This is a genomic window from Pseudoxanthomonas sp. P4_B2, assembly GCF_056402315.1.
Window position 1 is genome coordinate 66,315 of the sequence record NZ_JBFUHQ010000010.1, and the last position, 19,317, is coordinate 85,631.

A 19,317-nucleotide genomic window follows, 5' to 3' on the forward strand; every position below is an offset into this window, starting at 1 on the left:
TGGGTTCCTTAAGCGCCGATGGTGGCGGCCAGCGCCAGGTCGATGAGCTTGATCGCGACGAACGGCAGCAGTACGCCGCCCACGCCGTACATAAGCATGTTCCGGCGCAACAATGCGGTCGCGCTGGCGGGCTTGAAGCGAACACCACGCAAAGCGAGCGGGATCAGTGCGGGAATGATCAGCGCGTTGAAGATCAGCGCAGCCAGCACGGCGTTGGTCGGGCTGGACAGATGCATCACGTTCAAGACGCCCATCGAAGGAATGGCGGCGGCGAACAGCGCCGGCAGGATGGCGAAGTACTTCGACACGTCGTTGGCCAGCGAGAAGGTGGTGAGTGCACCACGGGTGATCAGCTGTTGCTTTCCCACTTCGACGACGGCGAGCAGCTTGGCCGGATCCGAATCCAGATCGACCATGTTGCCGGCCTCTTTCGCCGCCTGCGTGCCCGAATTCATCGCCAGTCCCACATCGGCCTGCGCCAGTGCGGGGGCATCGTTGGTGCCGTCGCCGACCATCGCCACCAGGCTGCCCTTGGCCTGTTCGCTGCGGATCCGCGCCAGCTTGTCTTCCGGCGTGGCTTCGGCGATGTAATCGTCAACACCCGCTTCGGCGGCGATGGCCGCGGCGGTAAGCGGGTTGTCGCCGGTGATCATCACCGTGCGCACGCCCATCGCGCGCAGGCGGGCGAACTTCTCCTTCACGCCGTGCTTGACCACGTCCGAGAGTTCGACCACACCCAGCACGTGCTTGCCCTCGCTCACCACCAGCGGCGTGGCGCCGCTGCGTGCGACCTGCTCGACACGCGCGGTGAGTTCGTTCGATACCAGGCTGCCCAGCGCTTCCACATGGCGTTTGATGGCATCGCCCGCGCCCTTGCGGATCGAACGGCCGCTTTCGAGGTCCACCCCGGACATGCGCGTTTGCGCGGTGAATTGAAGGTAGTGCGCTCTGTCGGGCTCGGGGGTAGTGCAGCCCTGTTCGCGCGCCAGCCTGACGATGGACTTTCCTTCGGGCGTGGGGTCGGCCAGCGAAGCCAGCAGCGCCGCTTCGCGCAACAACGAGGCATCGACGCCGGCCAGCGGATGGAACACGGTCGCCTGGCGGTCGCCATGAGTAATCGTGCCGGTCTTGTCCAGCAACAGCACATCGACGTCGCCGGCGACTTCCACTGCCTTACCGGATTTGGCCAATACGTTCGCCGACAGCGCGCGGTTCATGCCGGCGATGCCGATGGCGGGAAGCAAGCCGCCGATGGTGGTGGGGATCAGGCATACCAGCAGCGCGATCAGCAGCAGCGGCGCTACCTGCACGCCGACGAAAGCGCCGATGGCCGGCAGGGTGGCGACCACGATCAGGAAGGTGAGTGTCATGGCCGCCAGCAGCATGGTCAGCGCGATTTCGTTGGGCGTCTTCTGCCGGTTTGCGCCTTCCACCAGCGCGATCATGCGATCCAGGAAACTGTGGCCGGGTTCGGCGGTGATCCGGACGACGATCTCGTCCGACAGCACCTTGGTGCCTCCGATCACACCAGAGCGGTCGGTTCCCGCTTCGCGCAGCACCGGGGCGGATTCGCCGGTGACGGCGGATTCGTTGATGGTGGCGAGCCCTTGGATGATCTCGCCGTCGGCGGGAATCTGGTCGCCGGCACTGACGATAACGGTATCGCCCGGGCGCAGATCGGCGGCAGGCACACTGGTTTCGGCGCCATTCGCACCCTGTTTACGCGCTATCAGATCCTTGCGCGCGCGCCGCAGCGACGAGGCCTGGCCGCGGCCGCGCGCTTCGGCGATGGCTTCGGCGAAGTTGCCGAACAGCACAGTGACCAACAGGATGACAGTGACCGACCAGCCGAAGCCCGGCGTGGCCGCGCCCGCCAGCGTGATGACGGCCGACAACAGCGTGCCTGCCATCACGATGGCCATCACCGGACTTTTGAGCAGGTGGCGTGGCGACAGCTTGAGGAAGGAGTCGCGCAGCGCACTGCGCAGCGCCGCGGCATCGACCAAAGCAGGTTTGCGCGGATGGCCGTGGGAAGTGGTTTCGCTCATTTCATTGTTCTCAGTGCGCCGTCGCAGTCAGCGACAAGTGATCGGCGATCGGGCCCAGCACCAGTGCGGGCATGAACTGCAGCACGGTGAGGATCACCACTACCGCGATCAGGGTCAGGGCGAAGGTCGGCGTTTCGATATGCAGACTGCCCGCGCTTTCCGGCGCCGGACGCTTGCGCGCCATCAGTGCGGCTACGGCCAGCGGCACGATCAACGCCGGATAACGTCCCAGCGCCAGCACTAGCGAGCAGCTCAGGTTCCACCAGTAGGTAGCATCGCCCAGGCCTTCGAACCCGGAACCATTGTTGGCGTAGGCCGAGGTGTATTCATAGAACACCTGACTGATGCCGTGGAAGCCCGGGTTGGAGTTACCGGTGATCGACGGAATCGCGAGCGTCAATGCAGTGAAGCCCAGCACCACCAGCGGCTGCAGCAGGACCAGCAACGCCAGCAGCTTGACCTCCGGCGCTTCGATCTTGCGGCCGAATAGTTCGGGCGTGCGTCCGGTCATCAGGCCGGCCAGGAACACGCTAAGCATCAAGTAGACGAGAAACTGCTGCAGCCCGCAGCCGATGCCGCCCCAGATGGCGTTGACCAGCATATTGACCAGCGTATCCAGTCCGGTCAGCGGCGCCAGCGAATCGTGCATCGCATTGACTGAACCGTTGGAGGTCTGCGTGGTCAGCGACGCCCACAACGCGGAAGCGTCCGCGCCGAAACGCACTTCCTTGCCTTCCATCAGCGCGATGTCGACGGTGGTAGCCGAGTGCGCTTCGGACCATACCGCCAGACCGGTGGACGCGGCCGACATCAGCAGCATGCTGCCGAAGACCATCGCGGTGAGTTTCTTGCGGCCGACCAGCGGGCCGACCATGAAAACCACGGCCAGCGGGATGAGAATTATGCCGACGACTTCCAGAAAGTTAGAGAACGGGGTCGGATTCTCCAGTGGCACCGCGCTGTTGGGGCCGTACCAGCCGCCACCGTTGGTGCCCAGTTGCTTGACCGCGACCATCGCGGCCACCGGACCCAGCGGAATCTTCTGTTCCGCCATCTGCGCGCTGGCGTCGAGCGGGGTGACCGCCGGGCCCGCTGCGAGCGTGGAAGGTACGCCTTGCCACGTCAGCAGCACCGACCACAGCAGGCACAACGGCAACATGAAACGAACGGTGGCGCGGGTGACGTCGGCCCAGTAGTTGCCGGCATCGGCTTCGCCGGTTTCGTGGGCATCCTTTTCCTTACCGCCGAACAGGGCGCGCAAGGTTGCCACCACCAGCGCCAGGCCCATCATCGGCGTGACTACCTGCAGGCCGACGATGCCGACCATCTGCGACAGATAGGAAAGCTGCGCCTGACCGGAATAGTGCTGCTGATTGGTGTTGGTGAGGAACGACACCATGGTGTGCAGCGCCAGATCCCAGCGCATGTTGGGGATAGCGTCGGGATTGAGCGGCAGCCAGGCCTGAGTCATGAACAACAGCCAGACCAGTATGCCGACCGCGAGGTTGCTGAGCAGAAATGCCTTGGCATATCCGCGCCAGCTCATGCCGCGCCGAGGGTCGGTGCCGAGCAGCTTGTAGACCGGCTTCTCTAGCCAGTCGAACAGGCGGTCGCCACGCATGGGAGTGCCGCGCATGACCTTGGCCAGGTAGTGGCCCAGAGGCCAAGCCAGTCCGATGGCGAGTGCGAAGACGAGCAGGATTTCGATCATGGTCGTAATCCGCTCAGAACTTTTCCGGATGCAGGACCACCAGCAGCAGATAAGCCGCCGCCAAGACCACTACGATTCCGCACAATAAAGACAACCAGGCAGGCATTTGGGCATCCCTCAGGTATTTCGAGGAGCGCAGTGTCGGCCCGGGAGACATAAAAGCTCCATTCGTATGGAGCTATTTTGCGTAAATTCTCTGTAACAAATTTCGGGCTACTGAGTACACATCACTGCTATTGGCCAACTTGGCTGGTCTCGAATGTCTGCTTTAGGTCGAAAGTGACCGTCCGCTGAAAGTTGGCTCGCACAACGTTTCAGAAACCCCGCGACAAAACCAGCTCGCGCTCCAGGGTACGGGCGCGAACATTCGTCGTAGCCGAGTCTCTCGAGCGCAGCCGGTGTGAAAGTGTCTTGGCCGCAGCGCGCAACTCCGGCACGGCCGTAATCTCCCAGAGATGCCCCCGAAGAAGCGGCCCAACGCAATAGAGATCGGGGACGCGACTGCCATGCTGATCCAGTACTTCCAGATCGTCCGTCACATTGATGCCCAACCCTTGCGGATCGGCGCTGATCAGGCCCGCCTCGCGCAAATGCGATGCAAGCGGATGGGTGGTGCGGAGAATATCGGTATCCAGACCCGTCGCGCGGATCACATAGTCGTACTGCTCGACCTGGTTCTGCTCCTTGCCGCGCTCGCGGATGAGTGCGTCCGCGCTGTTCGCCCGCAGCCCAGCCCTGAGCAGGCGCGCGGCGCGCACCTTGAGTTGTCCGGAGGCCTGCAGGCCTCCCAGCAGCTCGCCCACCTCGGGGGCGACGCGATGGCGAACGATTTCCCAGTAGGAACGAACATGGCGCAAGAAGCGCGCGCGTTCCCGCGTCGGCAATCCGCGCCAGAACGTCTGGGTGTGCGGCCGTAGCGCGTCGACCGCACCACGCCAATCCGGCACGACGTGGGACAAGGAGCGAATGGCGCCCACAAGCTGGCGGACATCGTGCTTTCGGAGTGCCTGGTGAACGCTGGGTGGCAGCTCGATCGGCGTGCCCGGCGCGGACGTATGGGATTGCGGCAGCAACCCGTGGCGGGAGATCGCCACGATTTCCCCGTGGTGATTTCTACGCGCGAGACTCGCTACCACGTCCGCCATGGTCAAGCCGGTGCCGATGATCAGCACGCGAGCCTTCGAATCGATCTGGTCCAGGGCATCGTCCTGCCAAGGCCATGCGATGTAGCGGGGATGCCGGGCCAGCCTGGGTCCGATGCCTATCAGCCGCTGCGGCGGCAGCGCACCCAGCGCGAGCACGACCCGATCGCTGGCGAAATAGCTTCCGTCCTCCAGGTGCACGCGAAAGCCATCGCCGAGCCGATTGATGGCGATGGCCTCCTGGCGCAGCAGGGTCAGGTTGTTGGCTCGGTCCTTCGCCTTCTGCAGGCGATCGGTCAGGTACTCGCCGTAGGCCAAACGGGGCAGAAAGCCTTCCCGCCCCTGCCGACCCAGGTTCAACCAGTCGGCGAACTCCGCCGGATTGTCCGGATCCGCACCCAGATGCCCGGCACGGACATTCAACACGTGCTCCGGTCGCGTTTCGCCGTAAGCCACGCCGCACGCGAAAGTGTCTTCGACGCCGACCAGGCAGACTTCCGTGGCTTCGTTTTCGGAAGCCAGCAAGGTCGCCAAGGTGCTGCCACTGAATCCCGCGCCGATGATCGTGATCCGCATCGCATGTCTCCCGGTAAGGCCGGACGACTTTCTAGCAATCGATCAGAGTGAATGTGTAATGAAACGGTTATCGCCGCTCTTCGTTCGCGACGGCGATTGCGCGAACGCCTTGCTGTTCAATGATTGTCGGCGCCATCCGTGGCTGATAGCCAATTTTCATCTCCATATGAGCAATCGCGCGGTCACGCGACCGACGGCAGCTTCCCGAGCAACTTATCCAAGGTGATCGGATATTCGCGCACGCGCGCGCCGGTGGCGTTGTAGATCGCATTGGCGACGGCCGCGCCGACACCGCAGATACCCAGCTCGCCTACTCCTTTGGCCTTCATCGGCGAGGACAGCGGATCGGTCTCGTCCAGGAACACCACCTCCTGATGCGGGATGTCGGCATGCACCGGCACCTCATAGCTGGCGAGATCGTGATTGACGAAGAAGCCCAGCCGTTTGTCGACCGCCAGTTCCTCCATCAGCGCCGCGCCGACCCCCATGGTCATCGCGCCGATCACCTGGCTGCGCGCCGATTTGGGGTTCAGGATGCGGCCCGCAGCGCACACTGCGAGCATGCGCCGGACACGGATTTCGCCGGTGGCCGCATCCACAGCTGCCTCGACGAAGTGCGAGGCGAAGGTCGATTGCTGGTATTTCTTGTCGAGATCGCCGTATTCGATCAGGTCTTCGGCGACGATTTCGGCCTCGCTCGCGGCCTGGCCAAGCGGCACGCTGCGATCGCCCGAGCGCACCTTGCCATCGATGAACTCCGCGGTGGCGGCATCGAAGCCGAGCTTCTGCGCGACGGCTTCGCGCAGCTTCACACAGGCGGCGTAGACGCCGGCCGTCGAGTTGTTCGCGCCCCATTGACCGCCGGACCCCGCAGAAACCGGGAAAGCGGAATCGCCCAGACGCACCACTATTTTGTCGAGTGGCAGGCCCATCATCTCGGCGGCGGTCTGGGCGATGATCGTATAACTGCCAGTGCCGATATCGGTCATATCGGTTTCGACGGCGACCACGCCGCTGCGGTCCAGCCTGACGCGAGCGGCGGACTTGGCGAGCAGATTGTTGCGGAAGCCGGCGGCTACTCCCATGCCGACCAGCCAGCGTCCATCGCGTGTGCTGCCGGGCGTAGGACTACGTTTGTTCCATCCGAATCGCTCCGCGCCCATCCGCAGGCATTCGATCAATTGGCGTTGCGAGAACGACCGCGTGGGCTGTTCGGGGTCTACCTGGGTATCGTTGAGGATACGGAACTGGATAGGATCGATACCGAGCTTTTCCGCCATTTCGTCCATCGCGATCTCGAGCGCCATCAGGCCCGGTGCTTCGCCGGGCGCGCGCATCGCGTTGCCTTCGGGCAGGTCGAGCGTCGCCAGCCGCGCGGCCAGCATGCGGTTGGCGCCGGCATAGAGGAGCCGCGTTTGCGCGATCGCATTCTCGAGCCCGCCTCCGGGCAGATCGCCGGACCAGCCTTCATGGCCGATGGCGGTGATTTTTCCCTCCTTGGTCGCACCGATACGGATACGCTGGATGGTCGCCGGCCGGTGGGTCGTGTTGTTGAACATGAAGGGCCGCGTCAACGCGACCTTAACCGGTCGCGCGGCGGCCCGGGCTCCCAGTGCCGCCATTAGGGCGTCGGCGCGTATCCACAGTTTCCCGCCGAAGCCGCCACCGATATAGGGCGAAAGGAGGCGGACATTTTCCTTGGGCAAGCCGAGCGTCGTCGCCATGTCGCTCTTGCTCCAGTCGATCATCTGGTTCGAGGTCCAGAGCGTCAGCTTGTCGCCTTCCCACGCGGCGATGGACGCATGGGGTTCCATCATCGCGTGGGCATGGTCGGGCGTTGTATAGGTCGCGTCGAGCTGAACGGGTGCGGCGGCGAATTCGCCCGCAAAATCGCCCACCGCAATGTCCTTCTGTTCGCGCGTGGAGGGGACGGCCGAAGTCTTAGCGTTCGCCAGATCGAAGGAACCTTTGCTGCGGACATAATCGACGCGGATCAATTGGGCAGCTGCGCGCGCTTGTTCGAAAGTCTCGGCGACGACCACCGCGATCGCCTGATGATAGTGCTCGATATCGGGGCCTCCGAGCAGCTTGGCGGTATTGAACTTGCCTTTGCCGAGTTTGCCCGCGTTCTTGGCCGTAACCACGGCGAGCACGCCCGGTGCGGCACGTGCGACACTAGCATCGAGCGATGCGATCTTTCCCTTGGCGATGGACGCACCGATCACATAGCCATAAGCCTGGTTGGGCACGGCATCGTGCCGTTCGTACGCATACGGCGCGGTTCCGGTGGTCTTGAGCGGGCCGTCGATGCGGTCGGTGGACTTGCCGACGACCTTGAGCTGGTCGATCGGGTTGGTGGTTGCCGGGGTATCGAATTTCATCGCGTCAGCCCCTTGTCTGCGCCAGTACCGCACCGAGCGTGCGCTCGACCAGCGTTACCTTGAATGCGTTGTCGTGGGTCGGCTTGGCACCGTCGAGGAGTCTTGTCGCCACCGCTTTGGCGCCCTGCGGCAGCAGCGCTTCGGCGGCCTCGACCCGCCACGGCTTGTGCGCCACGCCGCCGACCGCTACGCGTCCGGAACCATCGCGCTGAACGATCACCGCCACCGAGACCAGCGCGAAGGCATAAGAAGCGCGGTCGCGCACCTTGTGATAGAGGTGCGTGCCGCCAACCGGCTTGGGCAGCGTCACCGCCGTGATCAGCTCGCCGGACTCAAGCGCCGTTTCGATGTGCGGCGTGGCGCCCGGCAGCCGATGGAACTCGGCGATCGGGATTGCACGGGCCGAGCCATCGGCCTTGACGGTCTCCACCGTGGCATCGAGTGCGCGCATCGCCACTGCCATGTCGCTGGGATGCGTCGCGATACAGGCATCGCTCACGCCGATGACGCCGAGCTGGCGGCTGTAGCCGCCGATCGCCGCGCAGCCGCTCCCTGGCAGACGTTTATTGCACGGTTGATTGGTGTCGTAGAAATACGGACAGCGAGTGCGTTGCAGCAGATTGCCCGCGGTCGTCGCCTTGTTGCGAAGCTGACCCGAAGCGCCAGCGAGCAACGCGCGCGAAAGCAAACCATAGTTGCGTCGCACACCGCTGTCTGCGGCCAGATCGGTATTGCTCACCAGCGCGCCGATGCGCAGGCCGCCGTCAGGGGTACGTTCGATCTTGTCCAGGCCGAGACCGTTCACATCGATCAGGTGCCCCGGCGTCTCGATTTCCAGTTTCATCAGATCGAGGAGGTTGGTGCCGCCCGCGATGAATCTCGCCCCCTTGATGCGTGCGGCGGCCGCGGCGGCTTCGGCCGGCGAACCGGCGCGCTCGTAGCTGAAGGCTTTCATACGCGGCTCCCGGCGACTTCGCTGATCGCATCGACGATGTTGGAATAGGCGCCGCAGCGGCAGATATTCCCGCTCATCCGCTCGCGCAGCTCCGCCGCGGTTACCCGTGGGCGGGAAGTCAGGCTGGCGCTGGCGTGACTGGGAATTCCCGCCTTGATTTCGTCCAGCACGGCGACCGCCGAACAGATCTGTCCCGGCGTGCAATACCCGCATTGGTAACCATCGTGCTTGACGAAGGCAGCCTGCATCGGGTGCAGGTCCTCGGGCGTGCCGAGCCCCTCGACGGTGGTGATGGCGTCGCCCTCGTGCATCACCGCCAAGGTCAGGCAGGCGTTGATCCGGCGACCCTCGACGATCACCGTGCAGGCGCCGCACTGGCCGTGGTCGCAGCCTTTCTTGGTGCCGGTCAGGTGCAGGTGCTCGCGCAATGCATCGAGCAGCGTGGTTCGGGTGTCGAGCTCAAGCTCGCGGACTTTGCCGTTGACGGTCAAGGAGGTCCTGGCCATCACCGGCGCCTTCGATGCTGCAGGCGCCGCCGCGGTCGCAGCCAGCGAACCGGCACTGGGCACGGCCGCAGCGGCCACGGAAGTGACACCTGCGATCAACACCTCGCGGCGAGTCAACTTGGGAACGTCGGAATCATGCATAAGGAACTCCTAGGAGAGTACGAATCCGAATTGTCTAATGCGCTGCGTCGGCTGAACCGTTGCGCCCGCGAAGCGGTGTTGGAATGCCGGGCGAATCGGCGCGACAGCCACACGCAAACCTTGCCGTGTCCTGCCGAGCGACTGAGTGTACCGGCCGTGTATGCCAGGATTAACCGCGATTACCACATGAAGTCATGAATCAGATTCATCAATGGCTCTTGTGCGCTTCATAGCTTTCCCGCATGCAAATCCAAGCCGGTATGCATGCCTTTCTTCGCGAACTCATTGGCGGTTTTTGGCCGCCATAGGCCCCGGCGAAGAATGACGCCGGCCATCCTGATCGCCCGCATGTTAATCGGCCGTCTTCGCCCCCTGCCCCAGCAGGAACCACCCGCTCCGAACGAGGCCATTCCTGAAGCCACTAAAACTTTTGTGAAAACGCAAGCTTCCTGCGCACACGCTCTTCTTATTCCCGGCTGCCTATATTCCTGCTCGCGATGGAATGCGTCGCAAGATTGAGACATGACAATGGCTAGCAAGAACCCTCCCAATCAACGTAAAGACAACAATCAGAAAGACATCAGTCAGAAACAGATGGATCGGGACGACCCGCGCCAGGCCGGCCAGCGCCAGCAGGGACAGGACGACCAGCAGCAGAAGGGACAGCAGCGCCAACAGGGCGACCAGAACCCACAGAACCAGCGCCCGCAACAGCGCTGATACGACAACCGACAACGCCGCCGGCGCTATCCGGGCGCCGGCCTTTCCCTTCGAGGAGTTCGAGCACCATGGGCAGGACATCTAAGTACGATTCGAAGCAGCTGACCGAACTATTGCTGCAGGCGCTGGAGACCGAACGCGGCGGCATCCAGATCTACACGACGGCGATCAAGGCCGCGCAGAACGAAGAGTTGAAGGAGGAATGGCAGGAATACCTGAAAGAAACGCGAACCCATGAGGAGATTCTCGTCCGCGTGTTCGGCGAGTTGGGAATGGACACCGAACAACAGAGTCCCGGCCGTTCGGTGGTCGCGCACCAGGGCAAATCGTTGGTTGCGGCGATCAAGATGGCGATGGATAGCGCCGACGTCGCTGCCGCGGAGCTGGTCGCGGCCGAATGCGTCGTCCTGGCGGAAACCAAGGATCACCAGAACTGGGAGCTGATCGGCCACGTGGCCAAGCATGCGGCCGGCGGCGAAGCCAAGGTGCTGAAGACGGCGTTCGATGCGGTGGAGAAGGACGAGGACCATCACCTGTACCACACCAAAGGTTGGTGCCGCGAACTCTGGATCCAGTCTCTAGGTTTCCCCGCGGTGTTGCCGCCGCCCGAGGAAGTGAAGAAAGTAGAAACTGCCATCGGTGCCTCACGCGCCGAACATGCGCGCGACCGGATGCTCTGATCGAAGCGGCGCTTTCCAGCAGAAGACGGGCCTGGTCGCCGTTGGCGATCAGGTCCCGAGATATCCATATGGAAGAAGCCGTCGAGAGGCTCTGAGCTTGGCTACAACACCATATTCAGGGCAGTGGACGCTCGCACATCAGCGGAGAACGAAGTCTTGATCACCGCCAGTGCCCGCGTCCTGCGCTCCGCTGTCTGCGCGGCGACGCAGTCGGCGGGAACGCTTACCTGATATTCGCGCATGTTCGCTTCCTGCGCGGTGATCAGGATGCAGGCGTCCGCCGCCAGGCCGGTGAGCACGACGCGGCGCACGCCGCACTCGGCCAACAGCAAGGAAAGCGGGGTGGCCAGGAACGCGGAATGTTTCGGCTTGAGGATGTAATAATCATCGGTCCAGGCGCCAACAGGCGCGCGATTTCCGCTCCCGCATTTTGCGGATGGCTGCAGATCGCGATCAGTTCCTTGAAATCCGCGCGCCAGTCCATGAAGTTATCGTTGACGTAGATCACTGGCGCTCCCGCTTCACTGAAGCGCGCTTTCAGACGGGCGATCCGCGCCGCTTCCTTCGCCAGACGCCCGCCGCCCTCGAAGTCGAACAGATTGATCATGTCGATGATCAACAGGGCGGAGGTCGGCCGCGCCATTTCGTCATCCAGCGCTATGGGACTGTCTGAGGTTTGGCCCTCTCCCTACCCATTTCATGGTCGGCGCCGTAGCTGTTTCTGAGCTGGCCATCCGAATATCAGGCGCCAGGTAAAACCCGCGTGACCCCCGCCGCAAGAGCCCGCCATCCTAGCGATCAAGTGTCCGAATCATCCTCGCCACGGATCGTTTAACGCTGTATTTACAAAGTTTGGACGCGGCCCTGATGCCGCATTCAGGAAGATGATCTCCAGACACACTTCCAAGGAGACAACCATGGGATCCGCGATTCCACTGGGCGAATTCAAGAATGTGATGCTGGATATCGATTCGGAACTGGACTATTGGCGCCGGAACTACGAGCAGGCCGCCTTCCACAGGACGTCTCGTGCGTTCGAGCAGTACCTGCCCACGCTCAAGTTCGGATACGACATGTACCTGCTGAATCATGGCAGCGGCCTGGACGAACTATTATCCGTCATGCGCGCCAGATACGAAGCGACAACGGACAGCGATCAATGCCTGGATTGGCCGCTCGCCGAGGCCGTCATCCGCGAAACCTGGAAACGCATGCGCCCGCAGATCAACCATCGGGCCAAAGGCGCCGGAGATTCGATGATCGCATCCCCCGCTACAGGACTGCCGCGTCCTGCGTACCAACCCGCGTAGCGCGGGATGCCAAGCGGATTTTCGCGCCTTGCATTGGCTCAGAATCTGAGATGGACAAGATCCATCCTACGACAGGTGGCGGAAGGAGGCGGCGGCATGACACGACGAGCGGAAAGCGCAGGTCTGCTGTTGCATGGGGGGGAGGCCTACCGTGTTGGCTGGCGAACTGCATGATGCGGCTGGACGCCTTGATGGCGCCCGTTGCGGCCGCGCAGGCCGGCAACGACAGATCCCGCAAGGTGCGATGATTGCGGAACCCGGACGATGGACGGCTACTGCTTCGTCTATGTCTTCCCGTGCGCGTGGGAAGACCACTGCAAGATAGGCTTCTCGCGCGATCCCCTGTCGCGGATCCAGGCCTTGCATCGCCGCTGGTTCGAATTCTTCGATCTCGACCGTGCGGTGCTGGTGGAAACCGAAACCGTTCGCGATGCTCGCGATCTGGAACTCGAGTTGCGGCGGCCGCTAGTCATGCACAACGCGCCCGCGCCACTGACGGTGCGCAAGGAAGCCGCCGGGCATACCGAATGGTTCCGCGGCGCCTCTTCGCAGCTGGAGCGGGCGATCCGTCTGCTGGAGCAGCGCGGCCATGCCATCCATGCGCCGCTGCGGACGTGGCTTCGATCTGCGCTGCTAGCGCGTAGCGATCGTTTGTACGCGTGGACTCAGACGCAGCTGTCCCCGGACGAACTCGACGGGTCTGCAGGGCCGACGCCGACGCAACGCATCGTGCGCGACACGCTGGACGCCTACGCTGCGCTGAGCATCGAGCTGGAACCGCTGCTCGCGCCGGAAGTGACTCGCTGGTACCGCGGCAGAACGCTTCCGGACTTCAATGAAACCGGACTTCAATGAAAGTGTTCACGACATCGGCTAAGAACAAGATTGTTCTATAGCCGTTCTTTCACCAGAAACTGGCGTACAGCGCGCACAGGATCGCAACCACCGCGACGCTGGCGATATTGAACGATGCGCTGGTCGCGTAGCTGACGTCGCCGGTCTTGATCCGATCGCTGACTCCGGAGGCTTTGCTGGCCAGCGACACTACGATCGCCAGCACCAGGGCCAGCAGGAACACCAGACCGACGCGATCCATGAACGGCAGCGACGGCCATGCCAACTTCAACACCACCGATAGCGCGAATGAACCGATCGCCGCGGCCAGTGCGCCGGCCTCGTTGGCGCGCTTCCAGAACAGGCCCAGCACGAAAATCACCACGATGCCTGGGGTGAAGAAGCCGGTGTATTCCTGGATGTATTGGAAACCCTGATCGAAGCTGCCCAGCAACGGACGCGCGGTCAGGATGGCTAGAATGATGGAAACCGTGGCCGCAATGCGGCCGACGCGCACTAGCTTGGTTTCGTCGTGGTTCTTGTGCTGCTTGGCGTAGAAGTCCAAGGTAAAGATGGTGGCGACCGAATTGATCTTGGAAGCCAGCGAGGCGACGATGGCCGCCACCAGCGCCGCGAACACCAGGCCCAGGATGCCGCTGGGCAGGATCGCCATCATGGTCGGATAAGCCTGATCCGGACGCGGCAGGTTCTTCGCCAGCACCACCGCGGCGATGCCCGGCAGCACCACGATCACCGGCATCAGCAACTTGAGGAAGGCGGCGAAAACCACGCCCTTCTGAGCTTCCTTGATGTCCTTGGCCGCCAACGCGCGCTGGATGATGTACTGGTTGAAGCCCCAGTAGCTGACATTCATGATCCACATGCCGCCGATCAATACGCTGAGGCCCGGCAGATCCTTGTAGAAGGGACTTTCCTTGGACAGGATCATGTGGAAATGCTCGGGGTGCGCCTGCCTCAGCTTGCTGAAACCGGCCACGATGCCGGCGCCATCACCGATCTCGCTGAGCGTCAACGCCGACACCAGCAAGCCGCCCAGCACCAATAGCGACACCTGCACGATATCGGTCAGCGCCACCGCTTTCAGTCCGCCGTACAACTGGTAGGCCAGCGCGAAGATTCCGAGCAGCGCCAGCGCCAGCATCTGGTCCATGCCGGTGACCTGGGCGACCGCCAGCGAACCCAGCCACAGGATCGAGGTGAGGTTGACGAAGACGTACAGCCCCAGCCAGAACACGGCCATCAGCGTGCGGATCTTGGTGCCGTAACGCTCTTCCAGGAACTGCGGCATGGTGTAGATGCCGTTGCGCAGGAAGATGGGCAGGAAGAACTTGCCCACGATCAGCAGAGTGATCGCCGCCATCCATTCGTAGGAGGCGATCGCCAGGCCGATGGCGTAGCCGGACCCGGACATGCCGATGATCTGTTCGGCCGAGATGTTGGCCGCGATCAGCGACGCGCCGATCGCCCACCACGGCAGCGATTTGCTGGCGAGGAAATAATCCTTCGCCGATTTCTGGTGCCCGCCTTTCTCCCGCGATACCAGTTGCGCCAGCACGAAAATGCCGACCAGGTAGGCCAGGACGATGCCGATATCGAGCGGGGATAGGGTCATTTCAGCCTCAACGGGAAAACCTGATTGGCAGGAACCCCGGCACGGATGCCGGGGAAGGAAGCACGCCGAGGATCGCTAGAGTTTCGGGCACTCGAACACGTGCTCGGCCTCGTTGATCGCACCCAGTGCTACCCGCGATAGCGAGAATTGCAAGGCTCCCGCGGTTTCCAAGCGCAATGGCTGATTCAACTTGGTAAGGTCGGCGCCCGCCGCGCCGAAGCACTTCAACGGCACTCCCAGCGTGGTCCATTGCTCTTTCGGCAACGCGGCCAACGTATCGCGCAGGGGCAAGGTCGCAGCGCAGCCCTCGCCGCAGGCGACGCTCAGATTCACCTCCGCTTGCGGCACTGCTTCCGCACGCAGGGTCAGTACCAGCATCACGTCGCCGTTGGATTCGCGCAGGACATCGAAGGGAGCATCGGCCAACAGGAACGCAGTGGCCTTGCCGGTGCCGGCCCAGGAGAAGCGCATGGCGTCTTCCTGCGCCTTGTGGTCCACTGCGGCGACGCGGAGGCTGTTGTCGTGCACCGCGGCAGGCAACGTGGTCACCTTGGTCGCATGGCCCTGCGCGTTCTCCAGGCGCAGGCCGGTTCCCGGCGCCGCACGTCCGCGAGCGAAGTAGACCCCGGCGACCTTCTGTTCGCCCGACAATCCCGACACTTCCGGCAGTGGCGCTAAATCGCCTTTATCGGCATAGGTCAGACCGTAGCCGAAAGCGAACTGCGGCGAGTAATCCTTTTGCCCGACGTTGTTGACGAACTGGGTGGCGGTACGCGGCCAGGAGAAGCTCAGCTTGCCCTTGAAGTCGTGCGCCGCTTTGCCCTGCGCATCACGCAGGAGAACATCGGCGATGCCCGCGCCTTCCGATCCGGGCAGCCAGGCCGCCACGAACGCGTCCGCGGCGTTGATCTCGCGGTTCACCCACAAGGGCCGGCCGCTCAAGAACACCGCGACCACCGGAATGCCTTCGGCCTTCAGGCGCTTGATCAGCTGCAGATCGCTGTCGTCGCCTGGCTTATAGGACAGGTCGGGAATGTCGCCTTGGAATTCGGCGTAAGGATTTTCGCCGAAGACCACAATGGCGGCGTCGGGCTTCTGTTTGTACTTGCCGTCCACCGCGAGTTCGGTTTTGCCGCCAGCCGCTTTCACTTGCGCCTGCAGGCCTTCCCAAATGGAATCGGCATTCGGGTAGTCCGCACGCGTGGTGCCGGTGCCCTGCCAGTTGAGTGTCCAACCGCCGGACTGCTTGCCGACGTCGTTGGCTCCGTCGCCGGCCACCAGGATGTTCTTGTGCGGATCCAGCGGCAGCACACCGCCCTGGTTCTTCAGCAGCACCAGCGATTCACGCACCGCCTGGCGCGCCACCGCACGATGCTCGGGTGCGCCCAGCAGTTCGAACTTGCCGCCCAGCGGCCGTTGCGAAGGCTTGCCGGCTTCGAACAGACCGAGGCGGAATTTCACCCGCAGAATGCGCCGCACCGCATCGTCCAACCGTTCCATCGGTAGGGTGCCGGCTTTCACCGCCGCCACCGCGGTTTCGTAGAAACCCTTCCAACTGTCCGGTGCCATCGCCATGTCCAGACCCGCCACGATGGTGGCCGGACAATTGTCGTTGGTGCAGCCCTTGACCTGGCCGTGACCGTTCCAGTCGCCCACCACGAAACCGCCGAATTTCATTTGCCCTTTCAGAACTTCGGTCAGCAGGTGCCGATTGCCGTGCATCTTCTCGCCATTGACGCTGTTGAACGACGCCATGACGGTCTGCGCACCGGCCGCGATCGCCGGCGGATAACCGGCGTTATGTATGCGCGCCAGTTCGGCTTCGCTGATCTTGGTATCGCCTTGATCCTTGCCGCCAGTGGTGCCGCCATCGCCGAGGAAATGCTTCACCGACACCATCACGTGTGAGCCATCCAGAAAGTCCGGTGCGCCGGCCTTGCCTTGCAGGCCCTCGACCATCCTGCCGGCGTAGCTGGCGACGACATCGGGCGATTCCGAATAGCCTTCGTAACTGCGTCCCCAGCGATCGTCCTGCGGCACCGCCACGGTCGGCGCGAACGCCCATTCCATGCCGGTGGTGCGCGTTTCGGTCGCGGTGACCTTGCCGATTTGTTCCATCAGATCCGGATTGCGGGTCGCGCCCAGGCCGATGTTATGCGGGAACAACGTCGCGCCGACGATATTGCTCTGGCCGTGGATCGCATCGATGCCGAACAGGATGGGAATGGCCTTGCCGCCCTGCGATGTATCCATCGACGCTTCGTAGAAAGCATCGGCCAGCGCCAGCCATTGCGCGGGCGTGGCGTTGTACTTGCCGCCAGGATCGGAATTGCCGCCTGCCAGCACGGACCCCAGCCGGTACTTGCGCACATCGTCCGGGGTCAGGCTGGCGATATCGCCCTGCACGATCTGGCCGACCTTTTCCTCCACCGTCATCTTCGCCATCAGCTCATCGATGCGCTTCTCGAGGGCGGGGTCTTCGGCCAGCGGCCAGGCGACCGCGGGCCATGGCGACGCGGTGTTGGTTGTGGCGGTGGCGTCGGGCTTTTTTTCGTCCCGGCAGCCAGCGGCCAGCAGCGCCAACGCCACGGGAATGGCCAACAGCAAAGCAGGACGTAAACGGGAAGACGCAGCAAGTGTGTTCAATGTCGTGGCTCCATCAAGCATAAATAAGATGAGGTGCAAGGCCGCCGTACCGGCCAACCCTGCCCTGCTTCCAAACTAAGCGGGGCGGATGCACGCAAGTCATGGTGCGACCAGACTTGCGCGGTCCGACGCCGACGCCGATAAGCACAGCGCCGATCACGCCCTTCCCCATGAACCGTATCAGCCTTCCATCTGTTCCAGTTCCCGGCCCTTGGTTTCGTACACGTACTTCAGCACGAAGAACACCGAGATCACCGCGGCCACCGTGTAGATGCCGTAGGCGCCGGCGAGGCCGATGCTGGTCAACAGGATCGGGAAGGTGACGGTGATGATGAAGTTCGACGTCCACTGCGCCGCGCCCGCCACCGCCAGTCCGGAACCGCGGATCTGGTTGGGGAACATCTCGCCCAGCATCACCCACATCACCGGGCCCCAGGACATGTTGAAGAACACCACGTAGACGTTGGCGGCCACCAGCGCAACCATGCCCATCGAATCGGACAAAGCCAGCTTGCCTTGCGCATCCAGACCTGCGCTGGCGAACGCGTAGGTCACCAATGCCAGCGACACCGCCATGCCGGCCGAACCGACCCACAGCAAGGGCTTGCGGCCGATCTTGTCGATCAGCACCACCGTCACCAGGCAGGCGCCGATGCTGAGCGCGCCGGACAGCACGTTGATCAGCAGCGCGTCGCTCTCGGAGAAACCGACCGCCTGCCACAACACTGCGCCGTAGTAGAACACCACGTTGATGCCGACCAACTGCTGGAAGGTGGCCAGACCGATGCCGATCCAGACAATCTTGCGGACTTTCCCGCTCGCTTTGTCGACCAGATCGGAAAGACGCGGACGATGGTGGTCCGCCGACAGCGAGCCTTCGATCTCGACCAGCTTGGTCTTCGCTTCCACCGCACCGTACAGGCGCGTCAGCACTTTCGATGCATCTTCCTTGCGGCCCTTGACCACCAGGTAACGCGGGCTTTCCGGAATCAGCAACAACAGCAACAGGAAGATCAAAGAGGGGATCGCCATCATCCAGAACATCCAGCGCCATGCCGCAAAGCCCAGCCACAGCGCTTCGGTGGACGCGCCTGCGGTCTTGGCCAGCAGATAGTTGCTGAGGAAAGCGCAAAACAGGCCGCCGATGATCGCGATCTGCTGCACCGTGGCCAGGCGTCCGCGATAGCGGGCCGAAGCCACTTCGGCGATGTAGGCCGGCGACATCACGCTGGCCGCGCCGACCGCGAACCCACCCAATACGCGCGCGATGATGAAGACCGTCGAGGTGCTGGCCATGCCAGCCCCCAATGCGGAGAACAGGAACAGCACCGCCGAGATGATCAGCACCGCACGCCGTCCCCAGCGATCGGCCAGACGACCGGCGAAGAATGCGCCGACCGCGCAACCGAGCAGCATCGAGGCCACTTCGAAACCGGTTCCGGCGGAACTGGAGTGGAAGGTCTGCTTGAGTCCGTCGACGGTGCCGTTGATCACACCGCTGTCGAAGCCGAACAGGAAGCCGCCGATAGTGGCCACGCAGCTGATCAGGATGATCAGCTTAGTGTTCTCGCCGCCATCTGCGGAGACCTTGCTAAGGGGAATGCTATTCATGGGATGCCTTTGTAAGTGAGGCTTGGTTGATGGAAGCAACGGTTCGGCGACGCTAATGCGACGGCAAGGTCAACGCAATAAATATTGGTTCAGTAGGTTCTCGTAACGTTCCTGTTTGCCGCTGATCTGTTTCGGTTCGCCTTGCTTGCTGGCCAGATCGCGCAGATCGGCCAGGGCCAGCTTGCCCTGCTCGAAGTCGCGGCCAGCGCCGCTGTCGAAGCTGGCATAACGCTCGGTGCGCCATTGTTCCCACGGCGATTCGGTCAGCAGCGCATGGGCCACTTCCAGCCCGCGCGCGAACGCGTCCATGCCGCCGATATGGGCGATGAACAGGTCCTCCAGGTCGGTCGACTCGCGGCGCACCTTGGCATCGAAGTTCAGGCCGCCTTCTAATCCGCCCTGGCGCAGCACCACCAACATCGC

At 63.0% G+C, this 19,317-nt stretch carries 16 protein-coding genes and 1 pseudogene; 4 read left to right on the forward strand and 13 right to left on the reverse strand.

Going from position 1 to position 19,317, the window contains the following annotated elements; all coding sequences use genetic code 11:
- Positions 1 to 8: 8 nt before the first annotated feature.
- The 7 genes from kdpB to paoA form a co-directional block, all read right to left on the reverse strand.
- Positions 9 to 2,048, reverse strand: a complete 2,040-nt coding sequence (gene kdpB / locus AC1DTQ_RS18645; RefSeq protein ID WP_477851537.1) for a potassium-transporting ATPase subunit KdpB — start codon at positions 2,046 to 2,048, stop codon at positions 9 to 11.
- Positions 2,049 to 2,058: 10 nt separating this feature from the next.
- Complete coding sequence (gene kdpA / locus AC1DTQ_RS18650; protein ID WP_477851539.1) at positions 2,059 to 3,759, reverse strand: potassium-transporting ATPase subunit KdpA; 1,701 nt, start codon at positions 3,757 to 3,759, stop codon at positions 2,059 to 2,061.
- A gap of 13 nt (positions 3,760 to 3,772) precedes the next feature.
- Positions 3,773 to 3,865 (reverse strand): potassium-transporting ATPase subunit F, encoded by a 93-nt coding sequence (locus tag AC1DTQ_RS18655; RefSeq protein WP_477851540.1) that lies wholly within the window; start codon positions 3,863 to 3,865, stop codon positions 3,773 to 3,775.
- A 208-nt stretch (positions 3,866 to 4,073) separates the two neighbouring features.
- Entirely contained in the window at positions 4,074 to 5,477 is a 1,404-nt protein-coding gene (locus AC1DTQ_RS18660; protein ID WP_477851541.1) for an FAD/NAD(P)-binding protein, read from the reverse strand.
- 182 nt (positions 5,478 to 5,659) lie between these two features.
- Positions 5,660 to 7,858, reverse strand: a complete 2,199-nt coding sequence (gene paoC / locus AC1DTQ_RS18665; protein WP_477851542.1) for an aldehyde oxidoreductase molybdenum-binding subunit PaoC — start codon at positions 7,856 to 7,858, stop codon at positions 5,660 to 5,662.
- Between the two features lie 4 nt (positions 7,859 to 7,862).
- Positions 7,863 to 8,813 carry an FAD binding domain-containing protein gene (locus tag AC1DTQ_RS18670; RefSeq protein ID WP_477851543.1) on the reverse strand — a complete coding sequence of 317 codons (951 nt, stop codon included), beginning with the start codon at positions 8,811 to 8,813 and terminating at the stop codon, positions 7,863 to 7,865.
- A complete protein-coding gene (gene paoA, locus AC1DTQ_RS18675; protein WP_477851544.1) occupies positions 8,810 to 9,460 on the reverse strand; it encodes an aldehyde dehydrogenase iron-sulfur subunit PaoA in 651 nt (216 codons plus the stop codon). The genes AC1DTQ_RS18670 and paoA overlap by 4 nt, the downstream gene beginning before the upstream one ends.
- A 528-nt stretch (positions 9,461 to 9,988) precedes the next feature.
- On the opposite strand from paoA, the gene AC1DTQ_RS18680 reads away from it, so the two are divergent.
- Together AC1DTQ_RS18680 and AC1DTQ_RS18685 are read left to right on the forward strand one after the other, a co-directional pair.
- A complete protein-coding gene (locus AC1DTQ_RS18680; RefSeq protein WP_477851546.1) occupies positions 9,989 to 10,180 on the forward strand; it encodes a hypothetical protein in 192 nt (63 codons plus the stop codon).
- A gap of 68 nt (positions 10,181 to 10,248) precedes the next feature.
- Positions 10,249 to 10,860 (forward strand): DUF892 family protein, encoded by a 612-nt coding sequence (locus tag AC1DTQ_RS18685; protein WP_477851548.1) that lies wholly within the window; start codon positions 10,249 to 10,251, stop codon positions 10,858 to 10,860.
- 101 nt (positions 10,861 to 10,961) lie between these two features.
- Here AC1DTQ_RS18685 and AC1DTQ_RS18690 read toward each other — a convergent pair whose 3' ends face one another.
- Positions 10,962 to 11,237, reverse strand: a complete 276-nt coding sequence (locus AC1DTQ_RS18690) for a cysteine hydrolase family protein (RefSeq protein ID WP_477851556.1) — start codon at positions 11,235 to 11,237, stop codon at positions 10,962 to 10,964.
- On the reverse strand, positions 11,123 to 11,503 hold the full coding sequence (locus AC1DTQ_RS18695; protein ID WP_477851549.1) for a cysteine hydrolase family protein: 381 nt from the start codon (positions 11,501 to 11,503) through the stop codon (positions 11,123 to 11,125). Before AC1DTQ_RS18695 ends, AC1DTQ_RS18690 begins: the two co-directional genes overlap by 115 nt.
- Positions 11,504 to 11,777: 274 nt before the next feature.
- On the opposite strand from AC1DTQ_RS18695, the gene AC1DTQ_RS18700 reads away from it, so the two are divergent.
- Together AC1DTQ_RS18700 and AC1DTQ_RS18705 are read left to right on the forward strand one after the other, a co-directional pair.
- Positions 11,778 to 12,170: a hypothetical protein gene (locus tag AC1DTQ_RS18700; RefSeq protein WP_477851550.1), complete on the forward strand. Its 393-nt coding sequence runs from the start codon at positions 11,778 to 11,780 to the stop codon at positions 12,168 to 12,170.
- A gap of 264 nt (positions 12,171 to 12,434) precedes the next feature.
- A complete protein-coding gene (locus AC1DTQ_RS18705) occupies positions 12,435 to 13,025 on the forward strand; it encodes a GIY-YIG nuclease family protein (RefSeq protein WP_477851551.1) in 591 nt (196 codons plus the stop codon).
- A gap of 49 nt (positions 13,026 to 13,074) precedes the next feature.
- On the opposite strand, the gene AC1DTQ_RS18710 is transcribed toward AC1DTQ_RS18705, so the two are convergent.
- The 4 genes and pseudogenes from AC1DTQ_RS18710 to AC1DTQ_RS18725 form a co-directional block, all read right to left on the reverse strand.
- On the reverse strand, positions 13,075 to 14,637 hold the full coding sequence (locus AC1DTQ_RS18710) for a sodium/sugar symporter (RefSeq protein ID WP_477851552.1): 1,563 nt from the start codon (positions 14,635 to 14,637) through the stop codon (positions 13,075 to 13,077).
- Between the two features lie 75 nt (positions 14,638 to 14,712).
- Positions 14,713 to 17,304 (reverse strand): glycoside hydrolase family 3 protein, encoded by a 2,592-nt coding sequence (locus tag AC1DTQ_RS18715; protein WP_477851553.1) that lies wholly within the window; start codon positions 17,302 to 17,304, stop codon positions 14,713 to 14,715.
- Between the two features lie 159 nt (positions 17,305 to 17,463).
- A complete protein-coding gene (locus tag AC1DTQ_RS18720) occupies positions 17,464 to 18,894 on the reverse strand; it encodes a sugar porter family MFS transporter (RefSeq protein ID WP_477851554.1) in 1,431 nt (476 codons plus the stop codon).
- 69 nt (positions 18,895 to 18,963) lie between these two features.
- A pseudogene (locus AC1DTQ_RS18725) lies at positions 18,964 to 19,317 on the reverse strand (xylose isomerase); the annotation flags it as partial.

Coding starts and splice junctions, on each gene's coding strand:
- kdpB (WP_477851537.1), bottom strand. CDS start 2,048: ATGAGCGAAACCACTTCCCACGGCCATCCGCGCAAACCTGCTTTGGTC.
- kdpA (WP_477851539.1), bottom strand. CDS start 3,759: ATGATCGAAATCCTGCTCGTCTTCGCACTCGCCATCGGACTGGCTTGG.
- AC1DTQ_RS18655 (WP_477851540.1), bottom strand. CDS start 3,865: ATGCCTGCCTGGTTGTCTTTATTGTGCGGAATCGTAGTGGTCTTGGCG.
- AC1DTQ_RS18660 (WP_477851541.1), bottom strand. CDS start 5,477: ATGCGGATCACGATCATCGGCGCGGGATTCAGTGGCAGCACCTTGGCG.
- paoC (WP_477851542.1), bottom strand. CDS start 7,858: ATGAAATTCGATACCCCGGCAACCACCAACCCGATCGACCAGCTCAAG.
- AC1DTQ_RS18670 (WP_477851543.1), bottom strand. CDS start 8,813: ATGAAAGCCTTCAGCTACGAGCGCGCCGGTTCGCCGGCCGAAGCCGCC.
- paoA (WP_477851544.1), bottom strand. CDS start 9,460: ATGCATGATTCCGACGTTCCCAAGTTGACTCGCCGCGAGGTGTTGATC.
- AC1DTQ_RS18680 (WP_477851546.1), top strand. CDS start 9,989: ATGGCTAGCAAGAACCCTCCCAATCAACGTAAAGACAACAATCAGAAA.
- AC1DTQ_RS18685 (WP_477851548.1), top strand. CDS start 10,249: ATGGGCAGGACATCTAAGTACGATTCGAAGCAGCTGACCGAACTATTG.
- AC1DTQ_RS18695 (WP_477851549.1), bottom strand. CDS start 11,503: ATGGCGCGGCCGACCTCCGCCCTGTTGATCATCGACATGATCAATCTG.
- AC1DTQ_RS18700 (WP_477851550.1), top strand. CDS start 11,778: ATGGGATCCGCGATTCCACTGGGCGAATTCAAGAATGTGATGCTGGAT.
- AC1DTQ_RS18705 (WP_477851551.1), top strand. CDS start 12,435: ATGGACGGCTACTGCTTCGTCTATGTCTTCCCGTGCGCGTGGGAAGAC.
- AC1DTQ_RS18710 (WP_477851552.1), bottom strand. CDS start 14,637: ATGACCCTATCCCCGCTCGATATCGGCATCGTCCTGGCCTACCTGGTC.
- AC1DTQ_RS18715 (WP_477851553.1), bottom strand. CDS start 17,304: ATGCTTGATGGAGCCACGACATTGAACACACTTGCTGCGTCTTCCCGT.
- AC1DTQ_RS18720 (WP_477851554.1), bottom strand. CDS start 18,894: ATGAATAGCATTCCCCTTAGCAAGGTCTCCGCAGATGGCGGCGAGAAC.